Source organism: Vibrio sp. F13, from assembly GCF_020806305.2.
GTDB classification, from domain to species: Bacteria; Pseudomonadota; Gammaproteobacteria; order Enterobacterales; family Vibrionaceae; genus Vibrio; species Vibrio crassostreae_C.
On the sequence record NZ_CP170176.1, the window covers coordinates 514,931 to 528,275 of the forward strand.

A 13,345-nucleotide genomic window follows, 5' to 3' on the forward strand; every position below is an offset into this window, starting at 1 on the left:
ATCTGTATTTTCTCTATGGTTAGCGAGGCTGAGAGTTCGCTAGGTTGAGAGCCAATCCCACAAAATCATCATCTCCTTCATCAACAACTCGGTAGCCAAGTGAACGATAAAAGCTAATGGCGCGAGTGTTACTTCTAAAGCTCGACAAGGTGACTTGCTCACGTCGCTCTTCCGTGGCTCTCTTATGTATGAGGCACATGACTTGTTTACCTAGCGAATGACCTTGGTATTGAGGGGAAATGATCAGCAGATGAATATGGTATGCGTTGTCATAAGGCTTAAAACACACAAGTCCAATCCTCTCTTCTCCTCGGTATACCCAATGAAACCAAGAGGGATGGTAATCGTTTAAAAGTCGTTGACGTTGAAAGTCATCATCCCAACCGAAAACGTCATCTACGTGTATGAATATACCTTGTTTCACACTCGCAAATAGTTCTTCGAATTCATGATTTGAAACGAGCTGGAATTGTATGTTCTCTTCTTCTATTACCACTCGGCTTGCTTCCTTATCAAACGCCTAGAATAAGCAAACAGTAACATAATGTATTGGGCGTTTTTTGTGCTTACTTGGAGCATTTATCTAAAATATTTATATAGATACTGTGTACTATTTACTGAATCTATCTAGTTAGCGCCCAGATGTTGACGTAGCCCTTTTCCTATAACGCTTCCAATAAATTCAACCAATTAATGGGTATGTTATTAGTTTTCTTGGTTTTTTTCTAAATGGAGAACTAACGTAAGAATATTGGATTGATCTTTATCAGCGTGAGAGTTTTATTGATCCAAATCAATACTCAAAGTTGGTGGTTCTCGTTAAATACGGGAAAATGAAGAGGTTATGCAGTACATCAGATTGTGCTATCGCTAAGGTAAATGCACAACATATAGTGTTTTTTTGATATTTAAGTAGGAGGTGAAAATGACAATGTTTGAGATGTAAAAAAGCCTACACAAGGTAGGCTTTTTTATCTGTATCATGCACGTTGTAATAAGCAAAGTTTAGAGTCTTCTCCTACAAAGTCTTAAAACTTCTGGACAACAATTATGATGACTTGTTTCAAGGCGAATCATATCAAAGTCCACGCAAAAAACAATGTGCTCAATTTATATAAAATAGAGAGTACAGTTCATGATGAACAAAATTAGTATTTTGTTAGACGTAGCTGAGAGAGTATTAGCAATTATCAACTTCTTAGTATCTGAAGATTTTGAATTACCGACCGCCATCATTCAGATTTTCACTAAATTAGCTGCGTAAATTTGTGATAAACAGCCCGTCAACGGGCTGTTTATAAAAACGTTTTTGAGGACAAGTGTATTCTGTTAAACGATCTTAAGTGCGTGGTGGCGCGTGAGCTGTTTGTGTAGCGAGTCTTTTAGCGCCATGCGTTCAACTTTGAGGTTGTGCATGCTGTCGTCATCGATAGGGCTGCCAGAGATTTCTAGCTGACGGATGTCGTAGTCGAGTTGGTGGTATTTCTGCATGTCTGCTTTGAATTTTTCGTCGTCGTGGTTGAGCTGAACAATGTCTAATTTAAGATCTGGGAAATCTAAGATAAAGGCATGGTTTTCATTGAGCATTGGCACTTCCTCTCTAGTCGGATTATTAACAGTATAGAAGCAATTTATCGAAAGAAATGTGGCTCAAAACACAAAGCGAGAACAGGATCAAAAAAGGGCATTAACGTTCCATTGTGGATTCGCTGATGCCCTTTGTTATTTTCGTAATACTAAAAACTACTTCGCTTTCTTACCAGAGCGTTGCTGCTCTTTGTGTGCTAGCTTTTCTTTCTTACGTTGATCGATAAGATGAGCGGCTTCGCCACCTACGTGGGTTTCGCCACGAGCATTCGACAGTTGAACTTGCTTTTCACGTTCGCGGAAACGGGCTTTCTGCTCGTCGCTGTGCTTATCAATACACTTAGGGCAGCTTACGCCTTTCTCGAAGTGCTCAGAGGCTTTGTCTTCGTCAGTGATTGGCAGACGACACGCGTTACACACATCGTAACCGCTCTTCTCTAGCTGGTGGTTTACTGCAACACGACCATCAAATACGTAGCAGTCGCCTTCCCACATGCTCTCTTCTTCTGGTACTTCTTCTAGGTACTTAAGAATGCCGCCTTCAAGGTGGTAAACCTCATCAAAGCCTTGCTCTTTCATGTAGGCTGTTGATTTTTCGCAACGAATGCCGCCAGTACAGAACATCGCGACTTTCTTGTGCTTCTTAGGATCAAGATTTTCTTCAACGTATTGAGGGAATTCACGGAAGGTTTCTGTGTTTGGGTTTACAGCATTTTTGAATGTACCGATATCGACTTCGTAGTCGTTGCGAGTATCAACCAGAATTACATCAGGATCAGAAATCAGAGCGTTCCATTCGTTTGGTTTCACGTAAGTGCCGACAACGTGGCGTGGGTCGATACCCTCAATGCCCATGGTTACGATCTCTTTCTTAAGCTTAACCTTGGTGCGGTTGAATGGTTGTTCTTCGTTGAACGACTCTTTGTAAACAACATCAGCCAAACGAGAATCTTGTTTGAACCATTTAAGAAGAGCGTCGATAGATTCGCGCTTACCTGCAACGGTGCCGTTGATACCTTCACTCGCAAGTAGCAAAGTACCGCGGATTTGGTTGGCTTCTAACACGTCAGTGAGTGGCTGGCGAATTTCTTGGTAATCATCAAGTGCTACAAATTTATACAGAGCACATACAACATATTGAGACATGGTTTTTCCTTTCTGCGAGCTGGAACGTAAATCCAGAGCGGTTGCCTTTTATGATACATACTGAGTTTGATTTACTCAGGTTTGCCCATATTGGCTTATTAAAATCCGCCGCAGTATAACCAAGCCAAGGAAGGACAAAAACCAACCAAAAGTAGGGCTATTTAGAATTGTTATCAGTGTGGTTTTAGGTGTGTGGAGGTGGTAGCTATTTGATAAGCAGTTTTAGTTCAGATAAGTAGTGATATCTTGTTGTTTATTGAATATTTGGCTACGAACTTATGTTGTATCTCATTTCAATGAGCTGGTGTTCCCCGACGATTTCTACTTCACGAATGAACTCAAAGCCAAACTTTTCATAGTAATTCTTTAGGTATTGATGGGCGTGGATTTCAATGACTTTAACACCATGTTCAGAAGCATGTTTTAGAAGTGCCATAACAATTTCAGATGCGATACCTGATCCTCGATAAGGCTGTAGAACAGCAACACGCGCCATAGTTGAGTGCCCTGATTCATCAATGTGCAAGCGTGCAGTCGCGACTAAATTATCTTCATCGGTGATTAGTGCATGATGTGAGACAGGATCGAGCCCATCAAGATCCAATATGTGCGGTATGCCTTGTTCAACAACGAAGACTTGATGACGAATGGATTGTGCTTTCGTTATCAATTCTGGGTTGTTACCAATCACCAATTCCATTTCATTGCTCCATGCTGCTAACGAATGTTTTGAAAATACCCTATTTGTGAGGGGCTGTACGTTTGTAACTTGTCCTTAAACTAAGGCTTTTGAATAGCTGCTTGTCTCAATATCAATGATCTCTACGGTCAGCGAAGCATTGTTTAATCGAAGAGTCAGTAATTGATCCAAAATGGACTTGGAGAGCATCGCTTTAACGCTTTCGTTTCGCCCAGACAAAATACGCACAGAGACATGCACGAAGTCTTCTTTTACTTCGCCGGTTTGGTAATGCTGATAAGCAAGGCTGCGTACTTTGATGTCTTCTCCTGTTGGTGAGAACAGCTGAGATTCCATCGCGCCGAGAAACACTTTCTGATTGAGTTGCTGACCATCAATAGTGGATGAGTGTTCGATAATACAATGAGGCAAAGTGATGTCCTTTCTGTGTTTTATAGCGACCTAAAATTAAGGCCAATGTGACTCTCTTGTTGAGAATGACATTGGCCCTTAATGCTGATTCGTTGCGGCTTTCTCGGCAATAAGCCGATCAGGCAATCACCAAAGCGGTCAGTATCGTCAGCGATTACGCTTGGTTCAGTACTTCCGCTAAGCGTTTCACCGCTTCTGTTAATTCTTCTGGGTTGGCGTTAGTGAAGTTTAAGCGCAGTGCAGCTTTAGCTTCATCAGCCTTTGGATAGAATACAGGGCTTGGTACTACCGCGACGCCATTCGATAGCAAAGTCTTAGCTAATTCGAAGGTATCGCACTCTGGGATTTCTACCCAAATGAACATCCCGCCATCTACGGCTTTTAACACGCAATCTGCAGGCAATTGTTTTTCTAGCTCTGAAAACAACACTTCATAACGAGACTTGTACAGTGTGCGAATGTTTTCCATATGTACGTTGAAGTCATCATGCTTTAGAAGCCCAACAAGCAGCGCTTGCATGGGTACACTTGAGTGCAAGTCAGCGCCTTGCTTCACTTTGATCAGTGGTTCAAGGTAGCTGCGTTTGCCTGTTACCGCGCCAATACGTAGGCCTGGCGATGCAATCTTAGAGAATGAACGAAGAACGATAGAGTTATCAGGGCAGAACGAAGAAACCAATGGCAGTTCCGTACCTGTGAAACGTAGCTCACGGTATGGAGCATCTTCAATGAAGGCTACGTTGTATTTGATACACAGCTCAGCCACTTTTTGACGAGTTTCTGTTGCCCAGCACACGCCGGTTGGGTTGTGGAAATCAGGCACGGCATAGAACATTTTTGGCGCTTGCTCGGCAAAGCATGTTTCCAGTTCATCTAGGTTCGGGCCAAATTCAGTTTGAGACACGGTTGCAATGTTTGCTTGAACTAGGCCAAACACCTGCATCGCACCTAGGTAGCTTGGCGCTTCCATCACAACCACATCACCCGGGTCAACATACGCACGAGCAATCAAATCCAAACCTTGCTGAGAACCTGTACAGATCATGGCCGTGTGAGATTCTGGCAATTGGTAGCTTTGTGTTAGGTGATCAAGCAACGGGCCATAACCGGCGGTCGAACCGTATTGGAAAACTTCAGGCATGTTCGCTAGGTTTTCTAGCGTAGGCTTCATTAAATCGATAGGGAATGTTTTCGCATCGGGTAAACCACCGGCCAACGAAATAACATTTGGATCGCTTGCGGCTGCGAGGATCTCTCGAATGTATGAAGATTGAATCTGTTGTAATGACTGTGCGATTTCCATGTGTTGTGTCTCGTCGTTTATCGTTTTTATTCTATCGCTTGATATTACACGGCAATTGTAAAAACTGGCATGTCCGTTTATGCTCTTAAACATGTCCATTTATGCTATTTGAACGATGTCACGACAACACATATCCCGAATCAATGATGTTTTGTTCCATATTCACCAAGACATCAGTCAGCCTTTGTCGGCAAAAGCGCTCTCTGAGATTGCTGCGTATTCAGAGCAACACTTTCATCGCACGTTCAAAAGTGTGGTTGGGGAGTCGTTGCATCAATACATTCGACGCACTCGAATGGAGTATGCGGCTAATCAATTGATGTTCGATACCAGCTCGTCTGTGGTTGAGATCGCCCATAAATGTGGCTTTAGCTCTGTGTCTTCGTTTAGCCGAGCATTTAAAGCGACTTTTAATATGTCGCCCGGAGAATGGCGTAAGCATGATTTACAGATTGCAGAAAAACCTTACCTGAAAGACCCCGAAGTGGCGGCAGGCTATTTGAATGTGTCGCAGCGGGAGTTGCCGGAACCTAAAATTGTTGAAGTATCAGACCGAATGGCAGCTTATGTTCGACATACTGGCTATAACCGATCCATTCGCAATGCTTGGTTGATATTGAAAGCATGGGCGAACTCCGAACAGCGTGATTTTTCGAGTCAATTCGGCTTGCATCACTCTAACCCTGCTTGGGTTGAAATGGATCAGTGTCGTTATGTAGCGTGCATCGCGATAGATGAGCCGATCAAGTATCGAGGTGTCGTGAACCAGATGGTGATTCCAGGCGGTTTGCATGCCGTATTTCGACTTAATGGTCGTTATGGTGAGCTGCTACCACAGATCAGTATGGTATTGGAAAAATGGTTACCGGCTTCTGGTTTCAAACAGCGCTCGACTCCTGCGTATGTGCATTATCATCGGAACCATTTTCTCAATAGTGATGAGGTGTTTGAGCTTGATTTCTACCTCCCTGTGAGTTTTTACTGAGTCTTTATTAGGCTAACTAATGAATTGTATCGGTAACGTATTGTTGTGTTTTGTCGAGTGTGGCTTTACTCATTTGTTGTGGCTAATTTGCTCACTCAATGGCTGAAAGGCATCTTATGTTGATGATGTAATGAAGAGAAAGCTTGTTGATAATTTACCTCAGTAATTGATGACAACGTACGGATTAAGCGATAGCATTCCGTTCTAATTGCAAATAATTCTTAATATCACTCGCTAGAATATATGACCATTACCCATAAAGATTATCTGAAAATCGCCTTCCCCTTCATCATCTCAACGGTGACACAGCCTTTGTTAGGTGCGGTGGATACTGCTGTTATCGGCCAACTTGGCATTGCTGAATTGATTGGTGGCGTGGCGATCGGCACCATCATTATGAACACCATGTATTGGCTGTTTGGTTTTTTCCGTGTTAGTACCACGGGACAAAGTGCGATGGCACTGGGCAAAGGGAATCGTTCTGATTTAGCGGGCAGCTTGATGCGTCCATTTGTGTTGTCTGGTTTGGTGGGTTTGATCTTTATCTTGATACAACCACTCATCTGGCAAGGCGCGATGTGGGTGATAGAACCTGAAGCGAAAGTGGCTGAGCACGCGCACATCTACTTCAGTATTTTGATTTATGGTGCACCTTTTGTACTGCTCAACTATACCATTATTGGTTGGTTAATGGGGCAGGCGAAAGCCAAAGAAGTTCTTTATACACAAGTGTTTGGTAACGTGTTGAACATTGTATTGGATGCGGTGTTTGTACTTTATTTCGACTTGGGTGTTGCGGGTGTGGCCTACGCAAGTTTGATTGCACAAGTCACCACCTTCGCTATTGGTATGACACTGGTGATTAAGACCAGCAATATCTCGATCTCTGAGTTCCTACAAGGTTCGAAGATGACTAAGAAAGACCTATCGACAATTATCTCTTCAAATACTGATCTCTTACTTCGTACCATCTGTATTTTAGTTTTCTTCAACATGATGGCGCGTACTGGCTCTAAACTGGGTACCGATGTTCTAGCGGCTAACGCGATCTTGATGCAGGTGACCTTCATTGTCAGCTATATGTTTGATGGTATTGCCAACGCATCGAGTGTGTTCGCGGGTAAAGCGGTAGGTCAGAAAAACCCTTCAATGTTGGATCGTGTATTAAGACTTAACTTCCAATGGACGGCAGGTTTCATTGCCGCGTTGACGCTTTTAACTTTGATTTTTAAAGATATGATTGTTTTCTTGTTTACCGATATTCTAGCGCTGGTCACGCTGTACCAAGAGATGGCTCCGTGGTTAATTGTGTTCCCGCTGGTGGCTGGCTTTGGCTTAACGGTTTACGGCATCTTTACCGGAACGGGAACCACGCGTCCGGTTAGAGACTCTAGCATCGCTACTTTGCTGGTTTTTTTAGCGGTACAGGCATTATCAATCGATATGTGGGGCAATCATGGTTTGTGGTTGGCGTTTACCTTGTTTTATCTGGGACGTATTGCCTTCTTGTATCCGTTCATCGCACAAGTTAAGCAGAAGTGCCTTCCAACAGAAGGTGCATCCGCGGCGTGTCATTAGGTTAGAAACACAATCGTTATTGCCAGTACTTTTGAAAGCGCCTGACAGCATTATGCTAAGGGCGCTTTTTCTATCTAATGACCTAGTAAAAATGGTCAATCAAACAGCAAATAAAATGCGATACGGTCCAATGTCCGCTTTTCATCATGTAGGCTTAATGATAGAGTTGTTATGTTATAACATCCATTTATGAGTATCTGCGTGAACGCCCCACTTCTGTCTGTTGACCAATTAACGATCAAAACCTCTTCGAGAACACTTTTTCAAGATATTCATTTCGATGTATATCGAGGTGAGCTGTTGGCGATCATGGGTCCATCAGGCATTGGTAAGTCGATGCTTTCACGCGCGATTGCGGGTTTTCTGCCAGAGACGGTTGAGGTTGAAGGCCATATTTCTCTTTCTGGCGATCCCGTATGTGGCTTGCCTATGTTGCAAAGAACCGCAGCACAGCGCCCCGCAGTTATCTTTCAAGATGCGCTTCAAGCATTAAATCCTCTGGTTTCCATTGAAGGTCAACTCAGTTTGGCATTGACGGGGACGCGCACTAAGCTTAAATCACAAGACAAGATCAAACTCACTGAATTGTTAATGCAGCTTGGATTTCCTAACCCTGAAACCATCTTGCCGTTATATCCGAGCCAAATTTCGGGAGGGCAACGTCAACGGATTTGTATTGCGATTGGCTTGCTGAGTAACGCCGATCTCATCATCGCCGATGAACCAACCAGCGCATTAGATCCGGTGACAGAGCAAGAGATACTTAAGCTGATTCGACACAATGTTAAACAGCGTCAAATTGGTGGTTTACTCATCACCCATGACCTGCATAGCGCGTTGGCGTGTGACAAGCTGTTAGTCATCGATGATGGTGGTGTGGTGGCTTACGGTGCACCGAAACATGCACTTGAGTCGAGCTCTCACGCTTTCTGCTGTTCATTGAGAGACTTAATCGAATGAGCTCGACCTTATCACTAAACTCAGAAGCCTCGCCATTAATGCCAGTGACTGATTCAGAAACACAAACACCGATAGAGATTAAGTTCGACAATGTGAGTGTTCACTACTACTCCGTACCAAGTTGGTTGGGTGGTAAAGCGTTCAAAGCGCTACAGAACATAGACCTTAATGTTGAAGACAAAAGCCTAGCAATTGTTGGGCGTTCTGGTGCCGGTAAATCAACGTTAATTGAACTGCTATTTGGCCTTAAAGCGCCAACCGTTGGTCAAATAAACTTGTTCGGTTATTCGCTCCCAATTCGCGATAGCAAAGCGCAAGCAACGGTGTGTCGCTTGATTCAATTGGTGCCTCAAGAGCCCCACACTAGCCTCAACCCTTACTATACCGTTCGACAGATCTTAGCCGAACCTCTAAGTAACTTAGATGTTTCGGGTAATCATGAAGCCATCATTGAAGAGGCGCTTTCAGACGTTGGATTGCCTGCCAGTTTGCTCTTACTGAAACCTAATCAGCTTTCTACAGGTCAAGCTCAACGTGTGGCTATTGCTCGGGCTCTTGTCGTTAGACCCGCAGTGCTGGTGGCCGATGAACCTACTGCCAGCCTTGACCCAGTGAATCGCCAAAGGTTGTTGGACTTGGTTAATTCATTAAAAAAGAAGCGCGATATGCGCCTTATTTTGGTTACTCACGATTTAGGTGCCGCAAAAGTCCTTTGTGAAGAAATACTGGTACTCGACCATGGTGAAATGGTGGAGCACGGACCGACCGATCAAGTGATGAGTAAACCTGCTCATCCTGCGACTCAGATGCTGATCGAGTCTCAGCCTCTTTCGAAATCTACTTGTTAAACACAACCTTATTTATTAAAAAAATACAGCTACAGAGAAAAAATAATTATGCGTTTTAATTCAATCAAACTGGCTTGCACGCTTGCGTTGGCTCTGCCTTTGACGGGCTGTTTTGACTCTCAACCAGGGTCTAGCGATGCCGCAGTAAAATCTGAAATTCGAGTTGCGATGATGCAACCACCAAGAACGGGTTTATCGCCACTTTCTGATGACGCTTTTAAGTTATCTCGTTGGAGCACAGCAGAAACTCTGGTTAACCTGAGCCCAACCTCAGAAGCAGAACCTATGCTAGCAACGGATTGGAAACATCTTGATCCTCTGACTTGGCAGTTCACGATTCGCCAAGGCGTTAAATTCCATGACGGTTCGACATTAACGGCAAACTCTGTAGTGAACTCTCTACAAAAAGCGCTTGAAGCAGCACCTAAGCCGCGTATCCTAGATGGCGTAGAGCTAGAAGTGAAAGCGATGGACAACTACCGTGTAGAGATTAAAACCAGCTTTGATGACCCTCTTCTACCAAGCCGTTTATCAAGCCCTCAATTAGCGATCCTAGCAGCAAGTGCTTATCAAGAAGATGGTCGTGTTAGTCCAATTGGCGCAGGTACTGGCCCGTTTGAGCTGACTGAAATCAACGGCACAACCAGCGCGAAACTGAAACGTTTTGACGGCTACTGGGGCGAAAAAGCGCAAGTAGAATCTGTAATTGCAGAATACGTTCCTAATGGTTTTGCTCGTGCTGCAGCACTGAGAACCGGCACGGCTGACGTCGTTGAAGCGGTACCCGTTTCACAAATCGCGACCATTGATCCGAACCTACTTTACGAAGTGGCAATGCCTCGTACTAATACGCTTTACCTGAACAACAAGTCAGGCGTATTTAGCGATATTGAACTGCGTAAGGTAGCGGCAGCTGCAGTAGACCGTGAGCAGATCGTGAATACTGTTTATGAAAACCACGCGGATATCGCGCAAGGCCTATTAGGTCCTGCACTTGCTTGGGCTGAACCAATTCGACCTGAAGGTCAGGCAGTTGACAAAACGCTAAAAGCGAACGGCGAAAGCATTGTTATTGGTACCTTTACCGACCGTGCAGAGCTTCCAGAAGTGGCAGCGCTACTGAAGCAACAACTTGAAGCGGCTGGTTTCAAGGTTGAGCTGGATATTCGTGAATATGCTCAGATCGAGAACGATGCGCTATCTGGTAAGTTCGACGCGTTTATCCTTTCTCGTGCAACGGTTCTAGATTCGGGTGACCCAGTGGCTTACATGATGAGCGACTTTGGTTGTAAGGGTTCATTCAACCTTGGCCAGTTCTGTTCTCAAGAGGTAGATAAAGCACTGAATCACGCTGATCTGCAACCACTAGGTGCGCTGCGTCAGCAAGCGATCATCGAAGCTGAACAAAAAATCCTTAACGATTTCGCGGCTATCCCGCTGCTTCACGAACGTGTGATTCAAGGTGAAAGCGAGCGCGTGAGCAATGTGGTTCGTGACCCAAGTGAGCGCCGTTTAGTTGACCAAACTACACAGATCAAACAAGCGAAACAGGTTAACTAAATAAATGCTATCTGCTGAGACTCTGCGTCGAACTCTATTTATCTTGACGCCTTGGCTATCAAGAATCGCCTCACTGATTGTGGTGGTGATTCTTGTTGGTTTGATGCCTGACATTGCAGGCATCGATCCAAGCCAATCTATTCTGCGGGCTAGGGCGGGGCAACAACACCTGCTTACGCCTGAAGCTTTAGCGGCGGTACGCGCTGATCTTCAGCTTGACCGTTCAGCTATTGAGCGCCTGCTCGACTGGGTAGGAAGTGCTTTTTCAGGCGATCTAGGTGAATCATGGATTGATGGTTCCTCGGTTGCATTAAGCATTCAAAAAACAGCATCTACGTCTCTGTTTTTGATGTCTAGCGCATTGGTGATGACTTTCGTACTGTGTGGTGCAGGCCTGCTTGCCACCTTACGCAGTTGGAAGAAGGGCAAGCTGGGGCAGAGCTACAGCAGTTTAAGTACGGTATTAATATCGTTGCCAGAGTACGTAGTGGCCTCGGTATTAATACTGGTGTTCTCTATCTGGTTAGGTTGGCTGCCGCCGTATGGTTGGCAAGGTTGGCAAGATATCTGGCTACCGAGTTTAGCGCTCGCACTGCCTGCAAGTGGCTTGTTTAGTCGTCTACTCAGAGACAGTTTACAACGCGTTCTCAATGAACCTTGGGTGATCACTTGGCTCAGTGCCAACGTTCATTCCAATCAAATTATTCGCTTTGCGCTGAAAAGAGCGCTGAGCAGTCTGATCCCGCAAATCGCGATGATCGTGATTGGCTTAACTGGTGGCGCAGTCGCGGTTGAGCTTATCTTCTCGATCCCTGGTATCGGGCGCATGATTCTTGGTGCAGCCAAGGCGCAAGACTTACCAACGCTGCAAGGCGGCTTATTGGTGTTGCTGCTATTTTCAATTGCCGTGAGCAGCATGAGCTTGTTTGTTCAGCAATTGATTCTTGGCCACAGCCTGAAAAGCGGCAAGCTCATCAGTAGCCACTCTTCGTTTCGTTTTACCCAGAACCGCGCAAAGCGTGTCACTGCTTTTGCGATCTTCTCTTTCCTAATTGCTATCGTTGTATGGGCTGCATTCCGAGACCCATACACTAGCCAATTCGCACGCTTGGCATCACCGAGTTGGCAAGCACCTTTGGGCGCAGATGGCATTGGTCGAGACCTACTGGCGAGAATTGGTTCTGGTATGATTGCGACCTTCCAAGCCGGCATATTGGCAACGTTCTTGAGCTTGGTGACGGGCATCATCATGGGTTTCAACACCCGCTTTAGCCAAGGCCTTATCGAGATCACTAAGGGTATCCCATACATCATTGCAGGCTTGCTTGTTGCAGGCTTAACGGGGATGAATCCGAACAGCGCATTAATCGCGATTGTATTGGTGTCGTGGGCGCCGCTAGCTGCACACTGCTCAAGCTTGATCGTAGAAGCCAAGGCTCAACCTTATACACACCTCGCGCCACTATGGGGCACCAGTAAGCTTAGAATCTTCCGTTTCTACTTGCTTCCGTATGTGTTGCCACCGTTGTTAAGACACGCGATGTTGAGGCTACCGGTTATCACTCTAAGTCTGACCTCGCTGAGCTTCATCGGATTAGGGGCAAAGCCACCAACACCTGAATGGGGTTTGATGATCGCAGAGAACCTTCCATACATTGAGCGCGCGCCATTAGCAGTCATGGGGCCAATTGTTGGGCTGATCTTGTTGGGTGCAGCCATTAACTTGATGTTTGATGACTAACGTAAAGATCCGGTCGCTGAGGTTTCTAAATTGACGATCCGATTGGGTATTCGATTTAGCATTTATGTTGTAACCTTAGCCCTGCTTTTTAGAGACGCTTTTTGATCGGCTCGAAAGTTAAACAGGCCCTAGTTAAGTGTAAAGGATTCAACATGTATCTCGTTTTGTATTGCCACAATATTGGTATGACCGACTTTTCTTTCTTTGAGACGGAAGATTTCGATAAGGAAGATGGCTATATCGTGCGAGGCAAATGGCCGAACGAGAAAGCGTTCCGTGATTACTTAACCAAAGAGTTTGGTGACATGAGCGAATTTCAAGTGATCGACTTAATCGCCAAAGGTGCAGAAGCAGAACACTACTCGCCAGAAGAGTTGATGCGCTTAGCTTTGTAATATCTAGTTTAATAACGGTTAGCTTATCAGCATCCAGTTAAGTAGCATCTTTCGAACAAACGAATAAAGAAATGGCAGCCTGATTTGGCTGCCATTTTCGTTTTAGGTTAAAGCTAATACCTTTTGCATCG

Annotated in this window: 14 protein-coding genes; 8 read left to right on the plus strand and 6 right to left on the minus strand. The window is 44.9% G+C overall.

The features are described from left to right. Positions 1-19: 19 nt before the first annotated feature. Complete coding sequence (locus tag LMH68_RS17290) at positions 20-475, minus strand: GNAT family N-acetyltransferase (RefSeq protein ID WP_320443081.1); 456 nt, start codon at positions 473-475, stop codon at positions 20-22. 660 nt (positions 476-1,135) lie between these two features. Here LMH68_RS17290 and LMH68_RS17295 point away from each other — a divergent pair. After that, positions 1,136-1,264 (plus strand): hypothetical protein, encoded by a 129-nt coding sequence (locus LMH68_RS17295; protein ID WP_258186361.1) that lies wholly within the window; start codon positions 1,136-1,138, stop codon positions 1,262-1,264. A gap of 65 nt (positions 1,265-1,329) precedes the next feature. Here the strand turns inward: LMH68_RS17295 and LMH68_RS17300 are convergent, their stop codons facing one another. The 5 genes from LMH68_RS17300 to LMH68_RS17320 form a co-directional block, all read right to left on the minus strand. After that, complete coding sequence (locus LMH68_RS17300) at positions 1,330-1,587, minus strand: YdcH family protein (RefSeq protein ID WP_010432560.1); 258 nt, start codon at positions 1,585-1,587, stop codon at positions 1,330-1,332. A gap of 156 nt (positions 1,588-1,743) precedes the next feature. After that, positions 1,744-2,733 (minus strand): rhodanese-related sulfurtransferase, encoded by a 990-nt coding sequence (locus LMH68_RS17305; RefSeq protein ID WP_229647877.1) that lies wholly within the window; start codon positions 2,731-2,733, stop codon positions 1,744-1,746. A gap of 268 nt (positions 2,734-3,001) precedes the next feature. Next, positions 3,002-3,433, minus strand: coding sequence for a GNAT family N-acetyltransferase (locus tag LMH68_RS17310; protein WP_102501628.1), 432 nt, complete (start codon positions 3,431-3,433; stop codon positions 3,002-3,004). A 75-nt stretch (positions 3,434-3,508) separates the two neighbouring features. Continuing rightward, complete coding sequence (locus LMH68_RS17315; protein ID WP_102501627.1) at positions 3,509-3,844, minus strand: 5-carboxymethyl-2-hydroxymuconate Delta-isomerase; 336 nt, start codon at positions 3,842-3,844, stop codon at positions 3,509-3,511. 154 nt (positions 3,845-3,998) lie between these two features. Further along, positions 3,999-5,147 (minus strand): PLP-dependent aminotransferase family protein, encoded by a 1,149-nt coding sequence (locus tag LMH68_RS17320; RefSeq protein ID WP_054541949.1) that lies wholly within the window; start codon positions 5,145-5,147, stop codon positions 3,999-4,001. Between the two features lie 115 nt (positions 5,148-5,262). Between LMH68_RS17320 and LMH68_RS17325 the strand changes: the two genes are divergently transcribed. The 7 genes from LMH68_RS17325 to LMH68_RS17355 all read left to right on the plus strand — a co-directional run bounded on the left by LMH68_RS17325 (position 5,263) and on the right by LMH68_RS17355 (position 13,214). Continuing rightward, positions 5,263-6,132 carry an AraC family transcriptional regulator gene (locus tag LMH68_RS17325; protein WP_017083000.1) on the plus strand — a complete coding sequence of 290 codons (870 nt, stop codon included), beginning with the start codon at positions 5,263-5,265 and terminating at the stop codon, positions 6,130-6,132. A gap of 243 nt (positions 6,133-6,375) precedes the next feature. Beyond that, positions 6,376-7,710, plus strand: a complete 1,335-nt coding sequence (locus LMH68_RS17330) for an MATE family efflux transporter (RefSeq protein ID WP_229647878.1) — start codon at positions 6,376-6,378, stop codon at positions 7,708-7,710. A gap of 201 nt (positions 7,711-7,911) precedes the next feature. Beyond that, complete coding sequence (locus tag LMH68_RS17335; RefSeq protein ID WP_229647879.1) at positions 7,912-8,670, plus strand: ATP-binding cassette domain-containing protein; 759 nt, start codon at positions 7,912-7,914, stop codon at positions 8,668-8,670. Continuing rightward, complete coding sequence (locus LMH68_RS17340; RefSeq protein WP_229647880.1) at positions 8,667-9,518, plus strand: ABC transporter ATP-binding protein; 852 nt, start codon at positions 8,667-8,669, stop codon at positions 9,516-9,518. Before LMH68_RS17335 ends, LMH68_RS17340 begins: the two co-directional genes overlap by 4 nt. 48 nt (positions 9,519-9,566) lie before the next feature. Continuing rightward, positions 9,567-11,078, plus strand: a complete 1,512-nt coding sequence (locus tag LMH68_RS17345; protein WP_229647881.1) for an ABC transporter substrate-binding protein — start codon at positions 9,567-9,569, stop codon at positions 11,076-11,078. A gap of 4 nt (positions 11,079-11,082) precedes the next feature. Next, complete coding sequence (locus tag LMH68_RS17350) at positions 11,083-12,819, plus strand: ABC transporter permease subunit (protein WP_102398456.1); 1,737 nt, start codon at positions 11,083-11,085, stop codon at positions 12,817-12,819. Between the two features lie 152 nt (positions 12,820-12,971). Beyond that, positions 12,972-13,214 carry a hypothetical protein gene (locus tag LMH68_RS17355; protein WP_009846141.1) on the plus strand — a complete coding sequence of 81 codons (243 nt, stop codon included), beginning with the start codon at positions 12,972-12,974 and terminating at the stop codon, positions 13,212-13,214. The last annotated feature ends 131 nt before the right edge of the window (positions 13,215-13,345 follow it).

What these genes read in the sequence shown, in the direction of transcription:
- LMH68_RS17295 (WP_258186361.1), top strand. Translation starts at nt 1,136, where the DNA reads ATGATGAACAAAATTAGTATTTTGTTAGACGTAGCTGAGAGAGTATTA.
- LMH68_RS17300 (WP_010432560.1), bottom strand. Translation starts at nt 1,587, where the DNA reads ATGCTCAATGAAAACCATGCCTTTATCTTAGATTTCCCAGATCTTAAA.
- LMH68_RS17305 (WP_229647877.1), bottom strand. Translation starts at nt 2,733, where the DNA reads ATGTCTCAATATGTTGTATGTGCTCTGTATAAATTTGTAGCACTTGAT.
- LMH68_RS17310 (WP_102501628.1), bottom strand. Translation starts at nt 3,433, where the DNA reads ATGGAATTGGTGATTGGTAACAACCCAGAATTGATAACGAAAGCACAA.
- LMH68_RS17320 (WP_054541949.1), bottom strand. Translation starts at nt 5,147, where the DNA reads ATGGAAATCGCACAGTCATTACAACAGATTCAATCTTCATACATTCGA.
- LMH68_RS17325 (WP_017083000.1), top strand. Translation starts at nt 5,263, where the DNA reads ATGTCACGACAACACATATCCCGAATCAATGATGTTTTGTTCCATATT.
- LMH68_RS17330 (WP_229647878.1), top strand. Translation starts at nt 6,376, where the DNA reads ATGACCATTACCCATAAAGATTATCTGAAAATCGCCTTCCCCTTCATC.
- LMH68_RS17340 (WP_229647880.1), top strand. Translation starts at nt 8,667, where the DNA reads ATGAGCTCGACCTTATCACTAAACTCAGAAGCCTCGCCATTAATGCCA.
- LMH68_RS17345 (WP_229647881.1), top strand. Translation starts at nt 9,567, where the DNA reads ATGCGTTTTAATTCAATCAAACTGGCTTGCACGCTTGCGTTGGCTCTG.
- LMH68_RS17350 (WP_102398456.1), top strand. Translation starts at nt 11,083, where the DNA reads ATGCTATCTGCTGAGACTCTGCGTCGAACTCTATTTATCTTGACGCCT.
- LMH68_RS17355 (WP_009846141.1), top strand. Translation starts at nt 12,972, where the DNA reads ATGTATCTCGTTTTGTATTGCCACAATATTGGTATGACCGACTTTTCT.